The organism is Paracoccus ferrooxidans, from assembly GCF_029909815.1.
Classification (GTDB): domain Bacteria; phylum Pseudomonadota; class Alphaproteobacteria; order Rhodobacterales; family Rhodobacteraceae; genus Paracoccus; species Paracoccus versutus.
On the sequence record NZ_CP038202.1, the window covers coordinates 433,920 to 453,990 of the forward strand.

Sequence of the window (20,071 nt, forward strand, 5' to 3'; positions counted from 1 at the left end):
GCCCTGCCTCGTCTCAGGCTTCGGCCTCATCCTCGCCATTCTCGGCGATGCGGGCAACAGAAACCACCTCTTCGCCCGGCGCCGTGTTGAAGACGCGCACGCCCCCGGCAGAACGCGAGCGGAAGCTGATGCCGTCCACCGGCACCCGGATCGACTGCCCGGTCGAGGTGGCCAGCATGATCTGGTCGTCGCGATCCACCGGGAAGCTGGCGACCAGCGGTCCGCCGCGCATCGCCTTGTCCATGGCCATCACGCCCTGGCCGCCGCGCCCGCGCACCGAATAGTCGTGCGACGAGCTGATCTTGCCGGCGCCGCGGGCGGTTATGGTCAGGATCAGATCCTCGGCTGCCGACATCTCGGCATAGCGCTCCTGGCTGATCGCGGCCTCGGCGACGGCATCCTCATCCTCATCGGCCTCGGCGCCGTCGTCCAGCGCGCCCTCGACGGCGCGGCGCATCTTCAGATAGGCGGCGCGTTCCGAGGGGTCGGCCTCGAAATGCCGGATCACCGACATGCTGACCACGCGGTCGCCGGGCGCCAGGCGAATGCCGCGCACGCCGGTCGAATCGCGGCCCTTGAAGACGCGCACGTCGGTGGTCGGGAAGCGGATCGCCCGGCCCGCGGCCGTCACCAGCATCACGTCGTCGTTCTCGGTCGCCATGCGCGCGCCGATCAGTTCCACCCCCTCGGGCAGCTTCATGGCGATCTTGCCGTTGCGCATGACATTGGTGAAATCCGACAGCGCGTTGCGGCGCACGTCGCCTTCCGAGGTGGCGAAGATCACCTGGTAGTCGTCCCAATCCTTTTCCGGGGCATCCACCGGCATCAGCGCGGCGATGGAGACGCCGGACTGGATCGGCAGGATGTTGACGATGGCCTTGCCCTTGGCCGTGCGCCCGCCCAGCGGCAGCCGCCAGGTCTTGAGCCGATAGACCATGCCGTCGGTGGTGAAGAACAGAAGCTCGGTATGGGTATTGGCGACGAACAGGGTGGTGACGACGTCGTCCTCTTTCGTGGCCATGCCGGACAGGCCCTTGCCGCCGCGGCGCTGCGACCGGAACTCGGCCAGGGCCGTGCGCTTGATATAGCCGCCCGAGGTGATGGTGACGACCATGTCCTCGCGCTCGATCAGGTCTTCGTCGTCCAGGTCGCCCGCCCAGTCGGTGATCTCGGTCCGGCGCGGCACGGCGAAATGCTGCTTCACCTCGCGCAACTCGTCCGAGATGATGCCCATGATCCGTTCGCGCGAGGCGAGGATGGCCAGGTATTCGCGGATCGCATCGGCCAGCGTCTTCAGCTCGTCGGTGACTTCCTGCACGCCCAGCTGGGTCAGGCGCTGCAGGCGCAGCTCCAGGATGGCGCGGGCCTGGGTCTCGGACAGGTTGTAGGTGCCGTCCTCGTTCACCGGATGCAGCGGGTCGTCGATCAGCTTCAGGTAGACCACGATCTCATGCGCCGGCCAGCGCCGGGTCATCAGCCGCTCGCGCGCCTCGGCGGCATCGGCCGAGCTGCGGATCGTCGCCACCACCTCGTCGACGTTCGAGACCGCCACGGCGAGGCCGCAAAGCACATGCGCGCGCTCGCGGGCCTTGCGCAATTCATAGGCGGTGCGGCGCGCCACCACTTCCTCGCGGAAGGTCAGGAAATGGGTCAGGAAGTCGCGCAGCGTCAATTGCTCGGGGCGGCCGCCGTTCAGCGCCAGCATGTTGGCGCCGAAGCTGGTCTGCATCGGGGTAAAGCGGAACAGCTGGTTCAGCACCACCTCGGCGGTGGCGTCGCGCTTCAGCTCGATCACCACCCGCACGCCGACGCGGTCGGATTCGTCCTGGACGTGGGCGATGCCCTCGATGCGCTTTTCCTTGGCAAGCTCGGCGATCTTCTCGATCAGGCTGGCCTTGTTCACCTGGAAGGGGATCTCGTCCAGGATGATCGCCTGCCGGCCGGCGCGGGTTTCCTCGATCCGGGTCTTGGCGCGCAGGATGATGCTGCCGCGCCCCTCGAGGTAAGCCTTGCGCGCGCCCGAACGGCCCAGGATGATGCCGCCGGTGGGGAAATCCGGGCCGGGCACGATCTCCAGCAGCCGCTCGGTCGGCAGGTCGGGGTTTTCGATCAACGCCAGGGTGGCGTCCACCACCTCGCCCAGGTTGTGCGGCGGGATGTTCGTGGCCATGCCGACGGCGATGCCGCCCGCACCGTTGACCAGCATGTTCGGGAAGCGCGCCGGCAGGACGGTCGGCTCGCGGTCCTTGCCGTCGTAGTTGTCCTGGAAATCGACGGTGTCCTTGTCGATGTCCATCAGCAGATAGGCCGAGGGCTTGTCCATCCGCACCTCGGTATAGCGCATGGCCGCCGGGCTGTCGCCGTCCATGCTCCCGAAGTTGCCCTGGCCGTCCAGAAGCGGCAGGGACATGGAAAAGTCCTGCGCCATCCGCACCAGCGCGTCATAGATCGAGGCGTCGCCATGCGGGTGATACTTACCCATGGTGTCGCCGACCGGGCGGGCCGACTTGCGATAGGGCTTGTCATGGGTGTTGCCGGTCTCGTGCATGGCGAAGAGGACGCGGCGATGCACCGGCTTCAGCCCGTCGCGCAGGTCGGGAATTGCCCGGCTGACGATGACCGACATGGCATAGTCGAGATAGGACGAGCGCATCTCGTGCGCGATGTCGATCACCGGGCCGTCGTGATGCATCACGGCGCGCTCCGATCCGCCGTTCTCGGGGGTATCGTCGTCGTTTTCAGGGATGTCAGCCACGGGGAAAACCTCAAGATCTTGTTGGGCACGGGTCTATCCCATACCCGCTTTGGGTGCAATCTTGACGGGCCGCCCCGGTGCGGGAATTGCGGCTCAGGCCAGCCCGGCCTCGCGCCTGCGGCCGCGGACCGAGGCCAGCCACAGCGCCGACAGCCCGGCCGAGAGGATCGCGTTCCAGCCGGCCATGGAAATGCCGAACAGGCTCCAGGCCACCTCGTCGCAGCGCACGACCGGCGCCTTTTCCAGCGCCGCCATCAGATCCTGCGTGGACATGCTGGCCAGGCCCGAGACCCCGCCCGAGCAATGCTGCGGCCCCTGCCAGACCTGCAATTCGACGCCCGCGTGATAGATGGCAAGGCCGGTGGCGCAAAGCGCGGCCAGCAGCCCCAGCGCCGCCAGCCAGCGCTTCCAGCCGAAGAACCAGATCAGCCCGCCGATGATCGCGGCGACCAGATGCGGCCAGCGCTGCAGGATGCACAGCTCGCAGGGCGCATAGCCCAGGGCCTGGAAGGTCAGCGCGGCGGCCAGCAGCGCGGCGGAACCGGCGCCGGCGGTGACGGCGACATGCTTGCTTGAAAATCCGTTCATGGCTTCCGGTTAGGACCGCGCCTCGCGACCGGCAAGTGCCAATCGCGTGAACTCAATGCGGCTTCCAGGTGACGACGCGGTAAAGATAGATCGCCACCACCGCCACCACCACCAGCTTGGACAGCGGATCGACCCAATCCGCGACCAGCGCATAGTTTTCATGCAGCATCAGCCCGGCAAAGGTCAGCACCCCGGTCCAGAGCGCGCTGCCGATCACGGTATAGAGCAGGAATTTCCACATCGGCATCCGCGCGAGCCCCGCCGGGACCGAGATCAGCGTGCGGATCGCCGGGATCATGCGGCCGAAGAACACCGCCATGGCGCCGTGGCGCTGGAACCATTCATGCGCGGCGTCGATGTCCGAGGGCGAAAGCGTGAGCAGCCGGCCGTGCCGGGCGGCAAAGCGCTTCAGCCGCTCCTCGCCGAACCACAGGCCGATGTAATACCACATCAGCGTGCCCAGGACCGAGCCGATGGTGCCGACCAGGATGGTCAGCGTCAGCGACATCCGCCCGCTGCCGGCCAGGAAGCCGGCCAGGGGCATGATCACCTCGGAGGGGATGGGCGGAAAGACGTTCTCGGCCACCATGAGCATCAGCACGCCCAGATAGCCCCAGCTCTCGATCGTCGAAACCACCCAGTCGAACATGCCTGCCCCTTTCGTTTGGGAACGTGCTGCGGGCTGGGGCCGGAACTGTCAAGCCTGCGCGCGTGTTGCGCCGTGGCGGGGTTGCGATAAGCTCGGCAGGCGGGATCACGGCGGGGAGGACGGCGCGATGGAATGGCGGGGCAGGCGCGGCAGCAGGAATGTCGAGGATCGGCGCGGCATGGGCCGGGCCGCCGGCGCGGGCGGCATGGGCGTCGTCGGCGTGCTGGTGGTGCTGGCGGTGGGGTATTTCTTCGGCATCGACATCTCGCCCATCGTCGGCGCCCTGGACGAGGGCGGCGCGCCCGGCGAGTCGCGCGAGCTGACGCAGGAAGAGCGCGAGATCGGCCAGTTCGTCTCGGTCGTGCTGGCCGATACCGAGGAGGTCTGGGCCGGCGTGCTGCCCGACCAGGCCGGCATGCGCTACCAGGATCCGGGGCTGGTTCTGTTTTCGGGCGCGGTGCAGTCGGCCTGCGGCGGCGCCTCGGCGGCGATGGGGCCGTTCTATTGCCCCGGCGACCGCAAGGTCTACCTGGACACGGATTTCTTTCGGGTCATGGCCGGCAAGATGGGGGCGGGGGGCGATTTCGCCTATGCCTATGTCATCGCGCATGAGGTCGGCCATCACGTGCAGAACCTGACCGGCACGCTTTCCGAGGTGAACGGGCTGCGCGCCCGGCTGGGCGAGCGCGATGCGAACCGGTTGTCGGTCGCCACCGAATTGCAGGCGGATTGCTATGCCGGGATCTGGGCGCGGCAGGCCAGCGAGCAGTTCGGCGCCGTCGAGGAGGGCGACATCGACGAGGCGATCAATGCCGCTGCCGCGGTGGGCGACGACACGCTGATGGAAAGCGCCGGCCGGGCGGTGGTGCCCGACGCCTTCACCCATGGCTCGGCCGCCGAGCGGCAGGCCTGGTTCAAGCGCGGCTTTGCCTCGGGGCAGATGGCGCAATGCGACAGTTTCGCGGCTTTGGGGAATTAGGGGCGGCGGCGCGGGTGGCACGGCCGCGGGGAGTATTTGCAGAACAGAGAAGGGCAGGGGTGGTGCCCCCGATGGGCCGGCCGCTATCCGTGGCGCGGTCGCAGGAGTATTTGGGAAACGGTGAAAGGCTGTGCCGCGGCGGGGTGCGCCAACCTGTCGCGGCGGCGGTCAGGGGCGCTGCAGCTGGATGCCGCGCGGGCGTTCGGTGGTGGCCCAATCGGGCCAGAGGCCGAAATGTTCGAGCCCGGCAAGCAGCAGGCCGGCCGCGATGACGCCGAGGACCAGCGCGACGGTTCGGGCGCTGGGCGGGTTTCGCGCCCAGCGGGCGGCCCGGATCAGCCAGATGAGGTTGTTCATGCGCCCGTTCCTTTGCTAGTGCTGCCCCCGGAAACCGAAAATGCGCCGGGACGACCTCTTGCCTCAGCATAGCGACAGCCGAATCCTGCCCTATAGCGCCGACCAGATGTATGCGCTGGTGGCCGATATAGAAAGATACCCCGAGTTCCTGCCCTGGAACACTGCCGCGCGCATCCGCGCGCGCCGGCCCGGCGCCTCGGGCAGCGAGGTGGTCGAGGCCGACCTGGTCATCAGCTTCAAGGTGTTCCGCGAGCGCTTCGGCTCGCGCGTGACGCTGTGGCCCGAGACGAAGCGCATCGACACCGAATACCTGGACGGGCCCTTCAAATACCTGCGCAGCGGCTGGAGCTTCGCCGACCTGCCGGAGGGCGGCTGCAAGGTCGAGTTCTTCGTCGATTTCGAGTTCCGCAACGCCATCCTGGGCAAGGTGATCGGCGTGGTCTTCGGCGAGGCGATGATGCGTATCGTGCGCGCCTTCGAGGACCGGGCGAAGGCGCTTTACGGCGCCTGACGCGCGTCCTGCCAGATGGCGCGGTCGGCGGCCAGGGCGGTGCGCAGCCGCGCCTCGGCCTCGGGCGCCAGGTCGGTGACGGCGGGGGGCGAGACATTGCTGCGCCGCAGCGCGACCGGCTTGCCGAGGCGCTGCGCCAGGAATTGCGTCAGCGCCGGCATCGCCTCGTAGCGGAAGAGGTGATCGACCGCGATCCGGCCGTCATTGTCGACGAGGAAATCGGATTGCCGGCCCAGCCGGGCATGGGCCGGGCGATCGCCGGGGCGCAGGTAGTCGTCCGCGAAACGCTCGAAGCTGACATGGGCGGTGCTGTTCGGATGGCCGATCAGCTCGTCGCGGGCGCGAAAGCGATACCAGCTGCGCAGCCAGTCCAGCGGTTCGCGGATCACCGCCACGGTTTCGAACGCGGGCCCGCCCAGCGGCTCGAGCAGCGGCCGGATGCGGCTGCGATATTGCCGCAGGTTCAGGTGCTTGATCTCGGGCCGGGTGCGAAAGACGATCTCGGCCCTGGGCGCCAGTGCCTGTTCCAGCGCCGTCGTCCCGGTCTTGGGCACCGACAGCAGCACGATGCGGGGCTGGAGAAAGATCAGCATGAGGGGGCGATGGGCAGGGGCATGGTGCCGCTTAGCGGTCCCGGCCCGTGCTGGCAAGGCGGGCCGGGATGCGGCCCGCCTGCTGCGGCATCAGATCACGCCGAAGGCGCGCATCGGTTCGGCCACCCGGATGAAGCCGGCGATGTTGGCGCCGATGACGTAATCGCCCGGCGCGCCGAATTCCTCGGCCGTGCTGTAGCAGCTGTCATGGATGTCGCGCATGATCTCGGCAAGCTTGGCCTCGGTCTTTTCGAAGCTCCAGCGGTCGCGCGAGGCGTTCTGCTGCATCTCCAGCGCCGAGGTGGCGACGCCGCCGGCGTTCGCCGCCTTGCCGGGGCCGAACTTGACGCCGGCCTGCTGGAAGGTGCGGATCGCCTCGGGGGTGCAGGGCATGTTCGCGCCCTCGCCGACCGCGGTCACGCCGTTCTTGACCAGCTTGGCGGCGTCCTTGCCGGTCAGCTCGTTCTGCGTGGCCGAGGGCATGGCGACCTCGCAGGCCACGTCCCAGATCGAGCCCTCGCCGGATTTCACGAAATAGGCGCCGTTGCCTTCGCCCTTCATCCGCACGTATTGCGAGATGCGGCCGCGGCGCACTTCCTTGATTTCCTTGAGGAGGCCAAGGTCGATGCCGCCCTCGTCCACGATATAGCCCGAGCTGTCCGAGCAGGCGATGACCTTGCCGCCGAATTCCTGCACCTTCTCGATGGTGTAGATGGCGACGTTGCCCGAGCCCGAGACCACGACCGTCTTGCCGTCGAAATCGGTGCCGCCGGTCTTCAGCATGGCCTGGGTGAAATAGGTGTTGCCGTAGCCGGTCGCCTCTTTGCGCGCCAGCGAGCCGCCGTAGAACAGGCCCTTGCCGGTCAGCACGCCCGCCTCGTAGCGGTTGGTCAGGCGCTTGTATTGGCCGAACATGTAGCCGATCTCGCGCGCGCCCACGCCGATGTCGCCCGCCGGCACGTCGGTATATTCGCCCAGGTGGCGGTAAAGCTCGGTCATGAAGCTTTGGCAGAAGCGCATGATCTCGCCGTCCGTGCGGCCCTTGGGATCGAAGTCCGAGCCGCCCTTGCCGCCGCCGATGGGCAGGCCGGTCAGCGCGTTCTTGAAGATCTGCTCGAAGCCCAGGAACTTGATGATGCCCACGTTCACCGAAGGGTGGAAGCGCAAGCCGCCCTTGTAGGGGCCCATGGCCGAGCTGAACTGCACCCGGAAGCCGCGGTTGATCTGCACCCGGCCCTTGTCATCGGTCCACGGCACGCGGAAGATGATCTGGCGCTCGGGTTCGCAGATGCGCTCGATCAGGGCGTCCTCCAGATAGTCGGGGCGCTTGGCGACGACGCGGCCAAGGCTTTCCAGAACCTCGCGCACCGCCTGGTGGAATTCGGGTTCGCCTGCGTTGCGGCGGACCACCTCCTCATAGATGGGGGCAAGCTTGTCGTCGATCTGCGGCATGTCGCGGAATCCTTTCCCTTGGGGTCGGAGGGCTCCTTAGCCCAAGGTGCGGGCAGTTTGAATGGGGCAAGAGCAATATTCGGGTAAAATGCCCGAGTTTTTGGCGTAATGCCAAATTATCCCAGGGATAAATCACGTGATATCAATGGCTAGATGGTTTTCGTTCTGCCCGTTCTGCGGGCAGCGGCTTTTTGCCACGCTTCTTGCCATGACATGTCGCTTGCAATGACACCTGCCTTGCAAAGCAAAAGACCGCCCGGCGCCTCCTCGCGCCGGACGGTCCAGTTGCGCCGGGGTCGGGGTCAGCGGCGCCCCGCCTCCAGCGCGTCCTCGAAGGTGCGCAGGCCCGTGACGGGGGCCTGCACCAGCACCGCCATGTTGCCGGGCTTGTGTTCGTTGCGCAGCATCTTCAGATGCGCGGCCGGGATTTCGGCCCAGGGAAAGACCTCGGACATGCAGGGGTCGATGCGGCGCTCGAGCATCAGCTTGTTGGCCGCAGACGCCTGTTTCAGATGCGCGAAATGGCTGCCCTGCAGGCGCTTCTGGTGCATCCACATGTAGCGCACGTCGAAGGTGCAGTTGAAGCCCGAGGTGCCGGCGCAGATCACCACCATGCCGCCCTTCTTGCAGACGAAGGTCGAGACCGGGAAGGTCGCCTCGCCCGGATGTTCGAAGACGATGTCGACGTTGTTGCCCTTGCCGGTGATGTCCCAGATCGCCTTGCCGAACTTGCGCACCTCGTTGAACCACTCCTTGTATTCGGGGGTGTTCACCTTGGGCAATTGGCCCCAGCACTTGAAGTCCTTGCGGTTGATGACGCCCTTGGCGCCAAGGCTCATGACGAACTCGCGCTTGTCCTCGTCGCTGATGACGCCGACCGCATTGGCCCCGGCGGCGTTGATCAGCTGGATGGCGAAGCTGCCAAGCCCGCCCGAGGCGCCCCAGACCAGCACGTTCATGCCCGGCTTCAGCTCATGCGGCTCGTGGCCGAAGAGCATGCGGTAGGCGGTGGCCAGCGTCAGCGTGTAGCAGGCCGATTCCTCCCAGGTCAGGTGCTGGGGGCGGCGCATCAGCTGCTGGGCCTGGACGCGGGTGAACTGGGCGAAGCTGCCGTCCGGCGTCTCGTAGCCCCAGATGCGCTGGCTGGGCGAATACATCGGGTCGCCGCCGTTGCATTCCTCGTCGTTGCCGTCGTCCTGGTTGCAATGGATGACGACTTCGTCCCCGACCTTCCAGTTCTTGACCTTGTCGCCCACCGCCCAGACGATGCCCGAGGCATCCGAGCCCGCGATGTGATAGGGCGCGCCATGGCCGTCGAAGGGGCTGATCGGCACGCCGAGGCCGGCCCAGATGCCGTTGTAGTTGACGCCCGCCGCCATCACCAGGACCAGCACCTCGTTGCTGTCGATCGGCGGCGTCTCGACCACCTCGACCTGCATGGCCTTGTCGGGCTCGCCATGGCGTTCGCGGCGGATGGCCCAGGCGTACATCTGCTGGGGCACATAGCCCAGAGGCGGCATCTCGCCGATCTCGTAGAGATCCTTTTCCGGTGCGTCATAGGGCGCGATCGGGGTGGGTTGGTCCAGGGCCATCTCAGAGTCCTCTTTTGCCGCTTTCGGCGCCGGGTTTCCGCCGCGGCGCAGAATCAGCGCGGGTTGCAGCGCCCGTTGTAAGGATGACTGCGCAACATTGCAATATTACTGATGTAGAAATTGTAATAATCTGTCGTAACGAATGCGCGAACCGCCGCAGTGCAGCGGAACCCGGCGCCCCGATGGCTGGGTCGGAGCAGGGCCTGCCGGGCTCAAGGCGGCGCTTGCCCGCCGAATCGGTGGCGCAGCGGGCGGGGTTGGGCCGTCGGATGCGCCCAGCCCGCATTTCCTGCCGCCCCCTGCCTAGGCGCGGCCGCGGTTGTTCGCCTTCCGGCCTCTAGGCCAGCCCTCGCTGCGATCCGCGCTGCACCTGCATTGCCGGGCGCAAATGCCGAATTTTCCCGGCATTTCCGGGGGCAAGGCCTGAAACGACAGGCGATGGAAGCCCGGAAATCCCTTGTTTTCCGCCATCCCAAGTGTGGTTGGACGGTGACTTTGCCCATTTGCCAAGGCCATTGGCGCTCATCGAAACTTCCCGAAAAAAAAGCCGCCCCGAGGGACGGCCTGGCCGATGAAATGCTGCGATTGCTAACTAAAGATCCGCGAGCCGATAGATTCCGCAATCGCGATTCGAGCCGTGGAGGATCGACCGGATGCCGCGCGTCCACAACTGTCGTCGGAGTTCCTCCTTTTCGAGCGAGCGCTGTCGCGCCAGGGTTGCGAGCGAGACATGAGCGGGTCGGAAGCGATAGAAACTGTCGAGTTCGATATGCCAGGGCGCCTCGCGGTCGCCGATGATCGGAACGACGCGCTTCAGTAGGGGGTGCCGTCATGATTGGCCAGCCGCAGCAGGCTGGCTACGGCGCCGTCGTCGATGCCGAGGATTTCGGCGGCTTCGTCCTTGCTGATCCGGGGGCATGCGCGGTGCGTAGAGAGCGCCCGTCATTTCCTCTTCATCGATCAGGATCGAATCGAAACCTGCCTGTCCCTGGGCGTGTGCCGCGAAGGTGTCGTTGACATGCAAATACTTATCCTCGCTGTCGGCCGGCAGGCCGAACGCGATCAGGACCGTCGTCAACGAACCTCGTGGAACACCCGTTTCATCGCAGAGCGAGGTGATGCTATGGCGCCGCCGCTGGGCTGCCACTTCGCCGAGCAAGGTTTCTCCGGCGGCGATCGACATGCTGTCAAGGATATGGCTCCGCAGGATGTCCTCGGTCGGCCGATGCCATCTGGATCGGAGAGGGCGCCGGAGTAGAGCGGGCCGTATGCGGATCGCGGCGTCGACACGGGCTGTTGCCGTTTCACGGCGCTGAAGATTTCCTCGAGGCCGTCTCGAACGCCGTCAGGCCCCCGTGAGATGAATCCGAACCCGACCTTTCCGCTCTCGTCCCATCGCTCTTGGGTCAACAAGGAGGCTTTCACCAGCGTGCCATGGAAGAGGCAGGCGCCGAGCAGTTGCGTGGCACGGGCGACCTGATCGATGCGCTGGCTGTCGAGCCACTGGGGGCCTGCCTGCCCGTCAATACGGGCTGCGACATAGGCCTGAAGCGGCGAGACCCCATGCCGAGGGGTTTCCGCGGCCAGGCGTTCGAGCGCGTCATCCGATTCGGCGAGCGCGCCCGGCAACTGGAATCGCTCCTCCTCCGTAGCGGCCTTGCGGCGGATCAGGGGGATGCCATGGCGCGGGCAGGTCCTGACAGGGGCGAACATCCAGTGCAGCCGTCCGACGCGTTGTCCATGGCTTCCGGCCGCCATTTGGCGATCTTCCAGCAGGCAGGCGGGGCAGAAGGTGATCCGCCGACGATCGAGAAACCTGATGTCGAACAACTGTCCCCGGTGCTCATGGCCCGCCTTGCCGGCCGGCAGGATCGCGGCGCGAAGCAATCCGGCCCGAGGCATGCCGCTGAGCGCCGCGATGCGCTCCACGGTCTCGGGCGCCGCTGGCATGACGGATTGGCGAGCCAGATCCAGAAAAGCCATGAACGGAAGGCCGCCATCCCGGCATGGAACCGGGCCATGCGCGCGACATAGGACATCAGGGATTCGCCGGCGGCCAGCGGAAGGAAGGGAAGAAGCGGCATGGATCAGGACCTCGACAGCTGCTTGCGTTGGCGTTCGGTGCGGATCGCGGTGGTCTTGCCACCGCCGGCGGGCTCGATCAGCGCGATGCCGCGGGTCTCCTGCCCGGCGGTGAAGCGCGCCGGCAGGGGCAGGAGGTTTCCCTCGTCATCGGTCTGGAACAGGCGCTGCAACTGGAGCTTCAGATCCCTGTCGCGGTCGCTCTCGATATGAATGCGTCGCAGCCCGGCGATGACCTGTGCGACGGGCTTGGGGGCGGCCGGCGTCGGGACTGCGGGGTATCGGCGGTCATGGATCAGTCTTCCATCTCGAAGTTGTTGGCGCGGCGTGCCGGGGCCTGCTGGGGCGCGGCATCGGTCTCCGTGTTCCGGGGAGCACGGGGTTCGATGGAGCGGCCGTAGCCATCTTCCGACCTCTGGGTCCGGGCGGTGTTCGCAGCCACCTTGAAGCTGTCGAACAGGGAGGATTCGAGCTTTTGCAGGCTCTCCACCGTCCAGTTCTTGTCGATCAGGCCGAAGGCCAGCTTGCTGGTGGTGTTCATGTGTGAACCGGCGTGCAAAATTGACCCCGTAACGGGGTAATCGGCTTCCAAAAATGACCCCCCTTACGCTGATGGTCATGATGCCTCCGAGGCTATCGGGGGGCACAGTGTGGGATGCTGGTTGTGGAGACGATTGCGAAGATCCGCCGGGCGTATTTCCAGGACAAGAAGTCGATCAAGCATATCTGCCGAGAGCTGCGGGTATCGCGGAACACGGTTCGGAAGGTGATCCGGTCCGGCGCAACGGAGATGACTTACGAGCGAACCGTCCAACCGCAGCCGAAGATCGGTCCCTGGAAAGGCAAGCTCGACGAGATGCTGGCGGCGAATGCGCGCAAGCCGAAGCGCGAGCGGCTGACCCGCATCCGGATTTTCGAAGAGCTCAGGGCCCTCGGATATGACGGCGGCTACGACGCGGTCCGACGCTATGCGGCTTCGTGGTCGCAGGCGGAGCAGGAAGCGTCAGCCGCCGCCTATGTGCCACTGAGCTTCGATCCGGGTGAAGCCTACCAGTTCGACTGGAGTCACGAGGTCGTTCTGATCGACGGCGTGACCACCACGGTGAAGGTGGCTCACGTCCGGCTTTGTCATAGCCGGATGCTGTTCGTCCGGGCCTACCCGCGAGAGACGCAGGAAATGGTGTTCGATGCCCATGACAAGGCCTTTGCCTTCTTCGGCGGCGCCTGTGCGCGTGGGATCTACGACAACATGAAGACGGCGGTGGACACGATCTTCGTCGGCCGCGACCGCGCGTATAATCGCCGGTTCCAGCAGATGTGCGGACACTACCTTGTCGATCCCGTCGCCTGCACCCCCGCGTCCGGCTGGGAGAAGGGACAAGTAGAGAACCAGGTTGGCGTTGTCCGGCGGCGGTTCTTCGTGCCGCGGCCGCGCTTCAAGAGCTACGCGGAACTCAACGCCTGGCTTCAGGATCGCTGTATTGCCTGGGCCAAGGCCCATCCGCACCAGGAATTGCGTGATCGGACAATCTGGGACGTGTTCCAGGATGAGCGGGCGAGCCTGGTGCCCTACGTCGGCCCTTTCGACGGATTCCATGCCGTGCCGGCCTCGGTGTCCAAGACCTGCCTCGTTAGGTTCGACAAGAACCGCTACTCGGTCGATGGTCGCGCCGTCGGCCGTCCGGTCGAGATCCGCGCCTATGCCGAGCGGGTCGAGGTCTGGCAGGACGGCAAGATCGTCGGCCGGCACGACCGCGCCTTCGGGCGCGACAAGGCCATCTATGACCCGCTGCACTACATCCCGGTGCTGGCCCGCAAGCCCGGCGCCCTTCGAAACGGCGCTCCCTTCAAGGAATGGGAACTGCCGCCGGCGATACGACGCGTCCAGCGTAAGCTGGGGCGCGTGCCGAACGGTGACCGTCAGATGGTCCAGATCCTGAGCATGATCCCAACGGATGGACTGGAAGCCGTCGAGGCTGCCTGCGTCGAGGCCCTGACCGAAGGCGCCCCGGCGGCATCGGTCGTTCTGAACATCCTGGCCCGACATCGCGAGCCACCACCTCCGTTGACCATCGCCACGCCGGACGCGTTGCGCCTGACCTGCGAGCCCGTGGCCGACTGCAAACGCTACGACAGCCTCAGGAGACCCCGCCATGGAAAGATCACAGGTGCTGGACGCGATGGGCCAGTTGAAGCTCTACGGCATGAAGGCCGCCTACGATGAGATCATCGCCACGGCGGTGAAGCGACAGCACGAACCGCAGCAAATCGTGGGCGACCTGCTGAACGCCGAGATCAGCGAGAAACAAGCTCGCTCGATCAAATACCAGATGACCATCGCCAAGCTGCCCTTGGCCAAGGAAGTCGACGAGTTCAGCTTCGAAGACACGCCCGTAAACGAAACGCTGGTGCGCGATCTGGCCTCCGGAGAGTTCCTCGAGCATCAGCGTAACGTCGTCCTCATCGGCGGCACCGGGACCGGCAAATCCCACCTTGCCGTCAGCATCGCCCGGGCCTGCATCCGCCGTGGCAAGCGCGGCCGCTTCTTCAACGTCGTGGACCTGGTGAACAAGCTGGACGCCGAAGCCCGCGCCGACCGACAGGGACGCACTGCGGATCTCCTGTGCCGCCTCGACTTCCTGATCCTCGACGAGTTGGGATATCTGCCGTTCGCCCAGACGGGTGGCCAGCTCCTGTTCCACCTCATCAGTCGCCTTTACGAACGCACCTCGATCATCGTGACGACGAACCTCGACTTCGGCGAATGGCCGACCGTCTTCGGAGACGCGAAGATGACAACGGCGCTCCTCGACCGACTGACCCATCACTGTGACATCGTCGAGACCGGCAACGAGAGCTGGCGCTTCAAGACGCGGGAATGACCGAGACGCCGCTGGCCCGATCCGGTTGCGCTGTATGGAGGCTACACCGCATCGGGCCAGCTACCCGTGCTGACCAAGCGGGGTCATTATTGGGCGCCGAAAGGGGGTCAAAGTTGCGTGCCGATTGACAGCGAAGTCCCAGGGCAGCAGAACCCAGGCCGGTGACCTGCCCCCCGGTCGTCCCTCGTTCATAACGAGAGTCCTTGGGGTTGATATTGGTTGGTTTCGGGTGTGGCAAGCGCGCCGGGCGCGGAGCCCTCAGATTGCTCAAGCGCTCGGCGCGCGTCGGACGGGGTCTTGTTGCCCAGCGAGGAATGGGGCCTGACGTTGTTGTAGTCGTAGCGCCAGAGGGCCAGTTTGCGGCGGGCATCAGCCAGGCTGTCGAAGATTTCCTCGTTCAGGCATTCGTCGCGCAGGCTGCCGTTGAAGCTTTCGATGTAGCCATTCTGCTGCGGCTTGCCCGGGTCGATGTAGTGCCATTCGACGCCGTTCGCGTTGGCCCATTTCAGGATGGCCTTGCTGGTGAACTCGGTTCCGTTGTCGCTGACGATGCAAGCGGGCTTGCCGTAAATCCTGACCAGCGCATCCAGTTCCCGTGCCACCCGAGCCCCAGAGATGCTCGTGTCAGCGATCAACGCCAGGTTCTCGCGGCAGCAATCGTCGTTCACAGCCAGAATGCGGAACTTGCGGCAGGCCCCGAACGTGTCGGACAGGAAGTCTAACGACCACCGCTGGTTTGGCCTCAACGGCGCTGGTATTGGCGTCCGGCTACCTCGTGCCCTCTTGCGGCCACGCCTGCGGCGCACCGACAGGCCCTCTTCCCGGTAGATGCGATAGAGCTTCTTCTCGTTCATGATCATGCCCTTGCGCTCCAGCAGGATGCCCACGCGCCGGTAGCCGAACCGCCGGCGCTTCTCGGCAATCTTGTGCATCTCCTCACGGATTTCCGGGTTGTCGGGTGGCCTGTCACGCCGCACCGTCTTCGGATCGACACCGATCAGGACACAGGCCCGACGCTGAGAGATCGGATGATCCTTCATCGCCCGCAGCACCGCGTCCCGCCGTTGCACCGGTGTCGTCAGGGCTTTCCCAAGAGATCCTTCAGAACCACGTTGTCCAGCATGGCATCGGCCAGAAGGCGCTTCAGCTTCGCGTTCTCGTCCTCGAGCTGCTTCAGCCGCTTGGCGTCCGACAGGTCCATCCCGCCATACTTCGCCTTGAGCTTGTAGAACGTCGCGGGGCTCAACCCGTGCTTCCGGCAAAGCTCGGAAGTCGGCAAACCCGCCTCCTGCTCCTTGATCATCCCGATAATCTGCGCCTCGGTGAACCGGCTTTTCCTCATGTCGTCTGCTCCTTCTCAGGTTGGGCAGACTCTACATCACAGCGAGGGAACTTCCGGGGGGCAGGTCATCCCCAAAGCACGGTTTCGTCGATCCCGGCCAGGTCACGGCAGCCGGTCAGGGCCATGGCGACCTCCAGCTCGGCGCGCAGGATGGTCAGCATATGCGCGACCCCCGCCGCGCCGCCCACCGCCAGGGCGTGGATCTGCGGCCGCCCGACCAGCACCGCCGATGCCCCCAGCGCCAGCGCCTTCAGCGCATCGGTGCCGCGGCGGATGCCGCCGTCGCACAGCACCGGGATGCGCCCGGCGACCTGGCGGGCGACGACCGGCAGCGCCTCGGCCGTCGCCGGCAGCGTGTCGAGCGCCCGGCCGCCGTGGTTCGAGACGATCACCCCGTCCACCCCCACCGCCACGGCGCGTTCGGCATCATGCGCCGACATGATGCCCTTCAGGATCACCGGCAGCCGGGTCTGCGACTTCAGCCAGGCGATGTCCTCCCAGCGCGGGGCGGCATCCATCAGGCCCAGGAAGGTCGCCGCCCGCCCCGGTTCGCTGCGGATCTGCGGCGGGCGCATGCCGTCCAGGTTGACGGCGCGGATGCCCTCGGGCAGGCGGAAGCCGGCGCGCTGCTCCATGTTGCGCAATCCGTTCACCGGCGCATCCACGGTGACGACCAGCGCGCGACAGCCCGCCGCCTCGGCCCGGCGGACCAGCGACAGCGTATCGCCGCGCTCGGGCTGCATGTAGAGCTGGAACCACAAGGGCCCCTGCGCGCGGGCCGTGATCTCTTCCAGCGGCAGGCCGGACTGGGTCGAGACCACCATCAGGCTGCCCGTCGCCGCCGCGCCAAGGGCGGTCGCGTGTTCGGCCTCGGCATGGGCGAGGCCGTGAAAGGCCACCGGCGCAAGGATCAGCGGATGCGGCAGGTCCAGCCCCAGCAGGCGCAGGCCGGTATCGGCGCCGCGCAGGTCCGCCAGCACCCGGCCCTGCAGCCGGATCGCCTGCCATGCGGCCAGGTTGGCCTGCGCCGTCAGCCCGTCCGCACCGGCGCCGTCGACATAGGCCCGCAGGGGCGCGGGCATCCGCTCGGCCGCGTGCCGCTCGTAGTCGCACAGGGCCACGACATCGGCGGGGATCTCAGCCTGGCCAGCCACCCGTCAGGTCTCGGCCCAGTGGCGGATCATGTTGTGGTAATGCGCGGTGATCCCCGTCACCGCCGGATCGTCGTCGGGCAGCATCGCGCGGATGCGCATGATCGACATGTCCAGGTCATAGAGCATGTGCCGCCGCCAGTCGTCGCGCACCATCGACTGCGCCCAGAAGAACGAGGCCCAGCGCGAGCCGCGCGTCACCGGCGTCACCGAATGCAGCGAGGTCGCGGGATAGACCACGGCATGGCCCGCCGGCAGCTTGACGCTGTGCTGGCCATAGGTGTCGTGCACGACCAGTTCGCCGCCCTCGTAATCCTCGGGCGGGGTCAGGAAGACGGTGGTCGAGACATCGGTGCGGATGCGCTGGCCGGTGCCAGGTATGACGCGGATCGAGCCGTCGACATGGGCGCCGAAGGTCATGCCCTCGTCATAGCGGTTGAACATCGGCGGCAGGATATGCGCGGGCAGCGCGGCCGAGGAATAGACCGGGCTGCGGCCCAGGGCCCGCAACACGATATTGCCCAGCTCGCGCGCCTCGGGACTGTCCACCGGCACCTGGAGGTTATGCTTGACCTTGGCCGCCTGGTCGCCGGCGGTGCTGCGGCCGTCGACCCAGTCGGTGCCTTCGAGGATCTGCCGCATATAGGCGACCTCCTCGGGCGTCAGCAGGTCCGGGATGGTGATCAGCATGGCGGTCCTCCAGCGGTGGCATGCGGGCGCAGGATAGGACCGGCGCCAAGGAAGGTTAAGGGTTTTTGTCGGACATTCGGGACGCCCGCACTGCAAGAAAGGGGGGCGGGCGATTGGACCCGCCCCCGATGCTTCCGATTCGGGGATCAGAAGCGATAGTTCAGCTTTGCGGTCACGCTGCGACCGGGCGCGCGGTTGGCAAAGATGCCGACATGCGAGGCGTCGTAAAGCCGCTCGTCAAAGGCGTTATTGACGTTGACCTGCAACTCGGCCGTCTCATTGATCTTGTAGGCGGCCATCAGGTCCACCCGCCATTGCGAGGGCAGGGCGGCCGTATTCTCGCCGTTCAGGTAACGCTTGCCGGTATAGGTCGCACCGCCGCCGACGGTCCACCTGTCGGAGACCTCATAGGTCGTCCACAGGCTGAACGAGTGCCGGGCAACGAATTGCAGGTAGTTGCCGTTATCCGCACTGGGTTCGCCGTCGTCGAAGCCGCCGTCTATCGTCTTGGCGTCGACAAAGGCATAGCCCGCCGACAAGCCCCAGCGTTCGTTGATCTGGCCGGCTGCGCCAAGCTCGAAGCCGCGGGCGCGGTTGTGACCCAGAAGTGCGACATTGCCCAGATCGTCCTCGACTCGGGCGTTCTTCTTCTCGGTCTGGAAGATGGCGGCGGTCAGCAGGAGCTGGTCGTTCAACACCTCCCACTTGGTGCCCAGCTCGATGCTCTTGCTTTCTTCGGGCTCCAAGTTGACGCTGTTGCTGGTCAGCGTGCAGGCCCCCGCGCCATCGGCGCCGCCGGCCATGCCCGCGCATTCGCCCGACGGGTTCGAGGAGGTGCCGAAGGCCAGATAGACCGACCCGTTCGGCGCCGGCTTGTAGACCACGCCGGCCGAGTAGTTCAGCAGGTTGTCCTTGCGCGAGATGGTCCCGTCGCTGACCTCGTATTTGTCATAGCGCAGGCCCAGGTTCAGCGACCACTGTTCGTTGAAGGTCAGCGTGTCGAAGATGTAAAGCGCCTTGGACGTGGTCTCGATCGGCGTGCCCCAGTCGCCCCAGACCAGCGAGCCGGTGACCGGATCCCACGGGTTGGGGTTGGCCAGGTCCGAGATCGGTAACAGCGGAGTGCCCTCGGATGAGGCTTGCCGGACCTTTTCGCGCGACAGTTCCAGGCCCACCGCGAAATCGTGCTTGACGGCGCCGGTGTGGAAATCGCCGGTCAGCGCGGTGTGGAAGGCAACCGCCGAGTTATCCCTCTTGCCCGAGCGTAGGTCGCGATAGGCTAGGTTGCGGTCCGGATCCCAATCTGGGTTAAGGATTGGCTCAAGAGCGCCGCGTGGCTGGATATATTCCGGCACCACGCTTGGCCGGCTCATGATGTATTCCTGCTCGGAGCCGATCCAGGCCAGGGTCGAGTGCAGCTTGAAATTGTTGCTGAATTCATGCTCGAATTTCAGCATCGCGCTCTGGTTCTCGACCTCGCGATAGTCGCGCAGGGCCGAGCCGTAGAAGGAGTCCTTGCCGGCCAGCTCGATCGGTAGCCAGGGATCGGACTTGGTGCCGCTGCCGAAGCGCACACCACCATTCAACTCGGGCCGGTAATCAGGATTACCTCTCGCATCGGTATTGGCCATCGGCACGCCCAAGTCCGGCGTCGCATCGGTCTTGCTGTGATAGAGGTTCAGCGACAGCTTGGACGCGCCGAAGCTTTTCGACAAAGCCGCGGCGATGCCCTTGCGGTCGTCCTGAAGCACGTCGCGGCCCGGAACGTCGGAATCCTGCCACATCAGGTTCAGTCGCGCAGCCAGCCCGTCGCCAAGGTCGACATTGCCGTCATAGGTCAGCCGCTTCTGGCTGGCATTGCCGACAAGGCCGGAAAATTCGTGGAAGGTCTCGCCTTCGCGGGCCTGTTTCGACACCAGGTTGATGGAACCACCCGTTGCACCGCGGCCGGAATAGGCGCCGCCCGGTCCCTTGGCGATCTCGACCGATTCGGTGGCGAAGGCTTCCTGCGTGGTGCGGCCCAGGTTGCGGATGCCGTCGACCATGATGTCGGTCGCCGCCTGATAGCCGCGCACGAAGGGCCGGTCGCCCATCGGCGTGCCGCCTTCGCCCGAACCCAAGGTGATGCCGGGCGTGGTGCGCAGCACCTCCAGGACCGAGGTCGCGTTCCGCTCTTCCATCTGGCGCTGGGTGACGACCGAGATGGTCTTGGGCGTATCGACCAGCGGTGCGGTCAGCTTGGGGGACGAGCCCTCGGTGACGCGATAATCGGTGGATGCCTGGGCGCCGGTCTGACGCTCGATCACGACGGTGTCCAGAACAACCGTGCCTTCCGCATCCTGCGCCACCGCAGGAGCGCCCACTGCGGCCGCGATGATCACGGCTGGCAGCAGGCCAAGGCTAGGCAACAGTGAGCCGGTCGTTTCCTGTGCTGCAAGGGATAAATTA

19 protein-coding genes are annotated in these 20,071 nt (G+C 66.0%); 4 read left to right on the forward strand and 15 right to left on the reverse strand.

Annotation, left to right across the window (positions count from 1 at the left end; genetic code table 11):
* Positions 1–13 precede the first annotated feature (13 nt).
* The 3 genes from gyrA to E3U26_RS19265 form a co-directional block, all read right to left on the reverse strand.
* Positions 14–2,755 carry a DNA gyrase subunit A gene (gyrA, locus tag E3U26_RS19255; RefSeq protein WP_175562360.1) on the reverse strand — a complete coding sequence of 914 codons (2,742 nt, stop codon included), beginning with the start codon at positions 2,753–2,755 and terminating at the stop codon, positions 14–16.
* A 93-nt stretch (positions 2,756–2,848) separates the two neighbouring features.
* Positions 2,849–3,343 (reverse strand): disulfide bond formation protein B, encoded by a 495-nt coding sequence (locus E3U26_RS19260; protein ID WP_036752529.1) that lies wholly within the window; start codon positions 3,341–3,343, stop codon positions 2,849–2,851.
* Between the two features lie 52 nt (positions 3,344–3,395).
* Positions 3,396–3,992, reverse strand: a complete 597-nt coding sequence (locus E3U26_RS19265; RefSeq protein ID WP_036752519.1) for a DedA family protein — start codon at positions 3,990–3,992, stop codon at positions 3,396–3,398.
* Between the two features lie 127 nt (positions 3,993–4,119).
* Between E3U26_RS19265 and ypfJ the strand changes: the two genes are divergently transcribed.
* Entirely contained in the window at positions 4,120–4,971 is an 852-nt protein-coding gene (gene ypfJ, locus E3U26_RS19270) for a neutral zinc metallopeptidase (RefSeq protein WP_499107294.1), read from the forward strand.
* A gap of 168 nt (positions 4,972–5,139) precedes the next feature.
* On the opposite strand, the gene E3U26_RS19275 is transcribed toward ypfJ, so the two are convergent.
* On the reverse strand, positions 5,140–5,328 hold the full coding sequence (locus tag E3U26_RS19275) for a hypothetical protein (protein ID WP_036752516.1): 189 nt from the start codon (positions 5,326–5,328) through the stop codon (positions 5,140–5,142).
* 58 nt (positions 5,329–5,386) lie between these two features.
* Here E3U26_RS19275 and E3U26_RS19280 point away from each other — a divergent pair, with 58 nt between their 5' ends.
* Positions 5,387–5,839, forward strand: coding sequence for a type II toxin-antitoxin system RatA family toxin (locus E3U26_RS19280; RefSeq protein ID WP_036752698.1), 453 nt, complete (start codon positions 5,387–5,389; stop codon positions 5,837–5,839).
* On the opposite strand, the gene E3U26_RS19285 is transcribed toward E3U26_RS19280, so the two are convergent.
* The 7 genes from E3U26_RS19285 to E3U26_RS19315 form a co-directional block, all read right to left on the reverse strand.
* Entirely contained in the window at positions 5,827–6,432 is a 606-nt protein-coding gene (locus E3U26_RS19285) for a gamma-glutamyl kinase (RefSeq protein ID WP_499107296.1), read from the reverse strand. The genes E3U26_RS19280 and E3U26_RS19285 overlap by 13 nt on opposite strands.
* 90 nt (positions 6,433–6,522) lie before the next feature.
* The gene (gdhA, locus tag E3U26_RS19290) at positions 6,523–7,884 is read right to left on the reverse strand and encodes an NADP-specific glutamate dehydrogenase (RefSeq protein ID WP_036752510.1); all 1,362 of its coding nucleotides are present in this window, start codon (positions 7,882–7,884) and stop codon (positions 6,523–6,525) included.
* 302 nt (positions 7,885–8,186) lie between these two features.
* Positions 8,187–9,476, reverse strand: coding sequence for a crotonyl-CoA carboxylase/reductase (gene ccrA / locus E3U26_RS19295; RefSeq protein ID WP_036752507.1), 1,290 nt, complete (start codon positions 9,474–9,476; stop codon positions 8,187–8,189).
* Between the two features lie 829 nt (positions 9,477–10,305).
* Positions 10,306–10,554 carry a hypothetical protein gene (locus E3U26_RS19300; RefSeq protein ID WP_140847959.1) on the reverse strand — a complete coding sequence of 83 codons (249 nt, stop codon included), beginning with the start codon at positions 10,552–10,554 and terminating at the stop codon, positions 10,306–10,308.
* Positions 10,551–11,459 (reverse strand): TniQ family protein, encoded by a 909-nt coding sequence (locus E3U26_RS19305; protein WP_499107299.1) that lies wholly within the window; start codon positions 11,457–11,459, stop codon positions 10,551–10,553. The genes E3U26_RS19300 and E3U26_RS19305 overlap by 4 nt, the downstream gene beginning before the upstream one ends.
* Positions 11,460–11,563: 104 nt before the next feature.
* A complete protein-coding gene (locus tag E3U26_RS19310; protein WP_157034063.1) occupies positions 11,564–11,731 on the reverse strand; it encodes a hypothetical protein in 168 nt (55 codons plus the stop codon).
* Between the two features lie 122 nt (positions 11,732–11,853).
* Complete coding sequence (locus E3U26_RS19315; RefSeq protein ID WP_499107301.1) at positions 11,854–12,099, reverse strand: hypothetical protein; 246 nt, start codon at positions 12,097–12,099, stop codon at positions 11,854–11,856.
* A 114-nt stretch (positions 12,100–12,213) separates the two neighbouring features.
* On the opposite strand from E3U26_RS19315, the gene istA reads away from it, so the two are divergent.
* Positions 12,214–13,782, forward strand: coding sequence for an IS21 family transposase (gene istA / locus E3U26_RS19320; RefSeq protein WP_028717560.1), 1,569 nt, complete (start codon positions 12,214–12,216; stop codon positions 13,780–13,782).
* Positions 13,712–14,440, forward strand: coding sequence for an IS21-like element ISPkr1 family helper ATPase IstB (gene istB / locus E3U26_RS19325; RefSeq protein ID WP_024843951.1), 729 nt, complete (start codon positions 13,712–13,714; stop codon positions 14,438–14,440). The genes istA and istB overlap by 71 nt, the downstream gene beginning before the upstream one ends.
* Before the next feature lie 188 nt (positions 14,441–14,628).
* On the opposite strand, the gene E3U26_RS19330 is transcribed toward istB, so the two are convergent.
* The 4 genes from E3U26_RS19330 to E3U26_RS19345 all read right to left on the reverse strand — a co-directional run bounded on the left by E3U26_RS19330 (position 14,629) and on the right by E3U26_RS19345 (position 20,031).
* A protein-coding gene (locus tag E3U26_RS19330; protein WP_114537220.1) for an IS3-like element ISPfe1 family transposase occupies positions 14,629–15,782 on the reverse strand; the annotation gives its coding sequence in 2 pieces (ribosomal slippage) (positions 14,629–15,536 and positions 15,536–15,782; 1,155 coding nt in all).
* Between the two features lie 65 nt (positions 15,783–15,847).
* Complete coding sequence (locus tag E3U26_RS19335) at positions 15,848–16,936, reverse strand: alpha-hydroxy acid oxidase (protein ID WP_499107303.1); 1,089 nt, start codon at positions 16,934–16,936, stop codon at positions 15,848–15,850.
* A gap of 3 nt (positions 16,937–16,939) precedes the next feature.
* On the reverse strand, positions 16,940–17,623 hold the full coding sequence (locus E3U26_RS19340) for a Fe2+-dependent dioxygenase (RefSeq protein ID WP_072460856.1): 684 nt from the start codon (positions 17,621–17,623) through the stop codon (positions 16,940–16,942).
* Positions 17,624–17,769: 146 nt separating this feature from the next.
* Positions 17,770–20,031, reverse strand: coding sequence for a TonB-dependent receptor (locus tag E3U26_RS19345; protein ID WP_499107306.1), 2,262 nt, complete (start codon positions 20,029–20,031; stop codon positions 17,770–17,772).
* Between the last annotated feature and the right edge of the window lie 40 nt (positions 20,032–20,071).

What these genes read in the sequence shown, in the direction of transcription:
- ccrA (WP_036752507.1), bottom strand. Translation starts at nt 9,476, where the DNA reads ATGGCCCTGGACCAACCCACCCCGATCGCGCCCTATGACGCACCGGAA.
- E3U26_RS19305 (WP_499107299.1), bottom strand. Translation starts at nt 11,459, where the DNA reads ATGGCTTTTCTGGATCTGGCTCGCCAATCCGTCATGCCAGCGGCGCCC.
- E3U26_RS19315 (WP_499107301.1), bottom strand. Translation starts at nt 12,099, where the DNA reads ATGAACACCACCAGCAAGCTGGCCTTCGGCCTGATCGACAAGAACTGG.
- istA (WP_028717560.1), top strand. Translation starts at nt 12,214, where the DNA reads ATGCTGGTTGTGGAGACGATTGCGAAGATCCGCCGGGCGTATTTCCAG.
- E3U26_RS19340 (WP_072460856.1), bottom strand. Translation starts at nt 17,623, where the DNA reads ATGCTGATCACCATCCCGGACCTGCTGACGCCCGAGGAGGTCGCCTAT.
- gdhA (WP_036752510.1), bottom strand. Translation starts at nt 7,884, where the DNA reads ATGCCGCAGATCGACGACAAGCTTGCCCCCATCTATGAGGAGGTGGTC.
- ypfJ (WP_499107294.1), top strand. Translation starts at nt 4,120, where the DNA reads ATGGAATGGCGGGGCAGGCGCGGCAGCAGGAATGTCGAGGATCGGCGC.
- E3U26_RS19260 (WP_036752529.1), bottom strand. Translation starts at nt 3,343, where the DNA reads ATGAACGGATTTTCAAGCAAGCATGTCGCCGTCACCGCCGGCGCCGGT.
- E3U26_RS19285 (WP_499107296.1), bottom strand. Translation starts at nt 6,432, where the DNA reads ATGCTGATCTTTCTCCAGCCCCGCATCGTGCTGCTGTCGGTGCCCAAG.
- istB (WP_024843951.1), top strand. Translation starts at nt 13,712, where the DNA reads ATGGAAAGATCACAGGTGCTGGACGCGATGGGCCAGTTGAAGCTCTAC.
- E3U26_RS19275 (WP_036752516.1), bottom strand. Translation starts at nt 5,328, where the DNA reads ATGAACAACCTCATCTGGCTGATCCGGGCCGCCCGCTGGGCGCGAAAC.
- E3U26_RS19265 (WP_036752519.1), bottom strand. Translation starts at nt 3,992, where the DNA reads ATGTTCGACTGGGTGGTTTCGACGATCGAGAGCTGGGGCTATCTGGGC.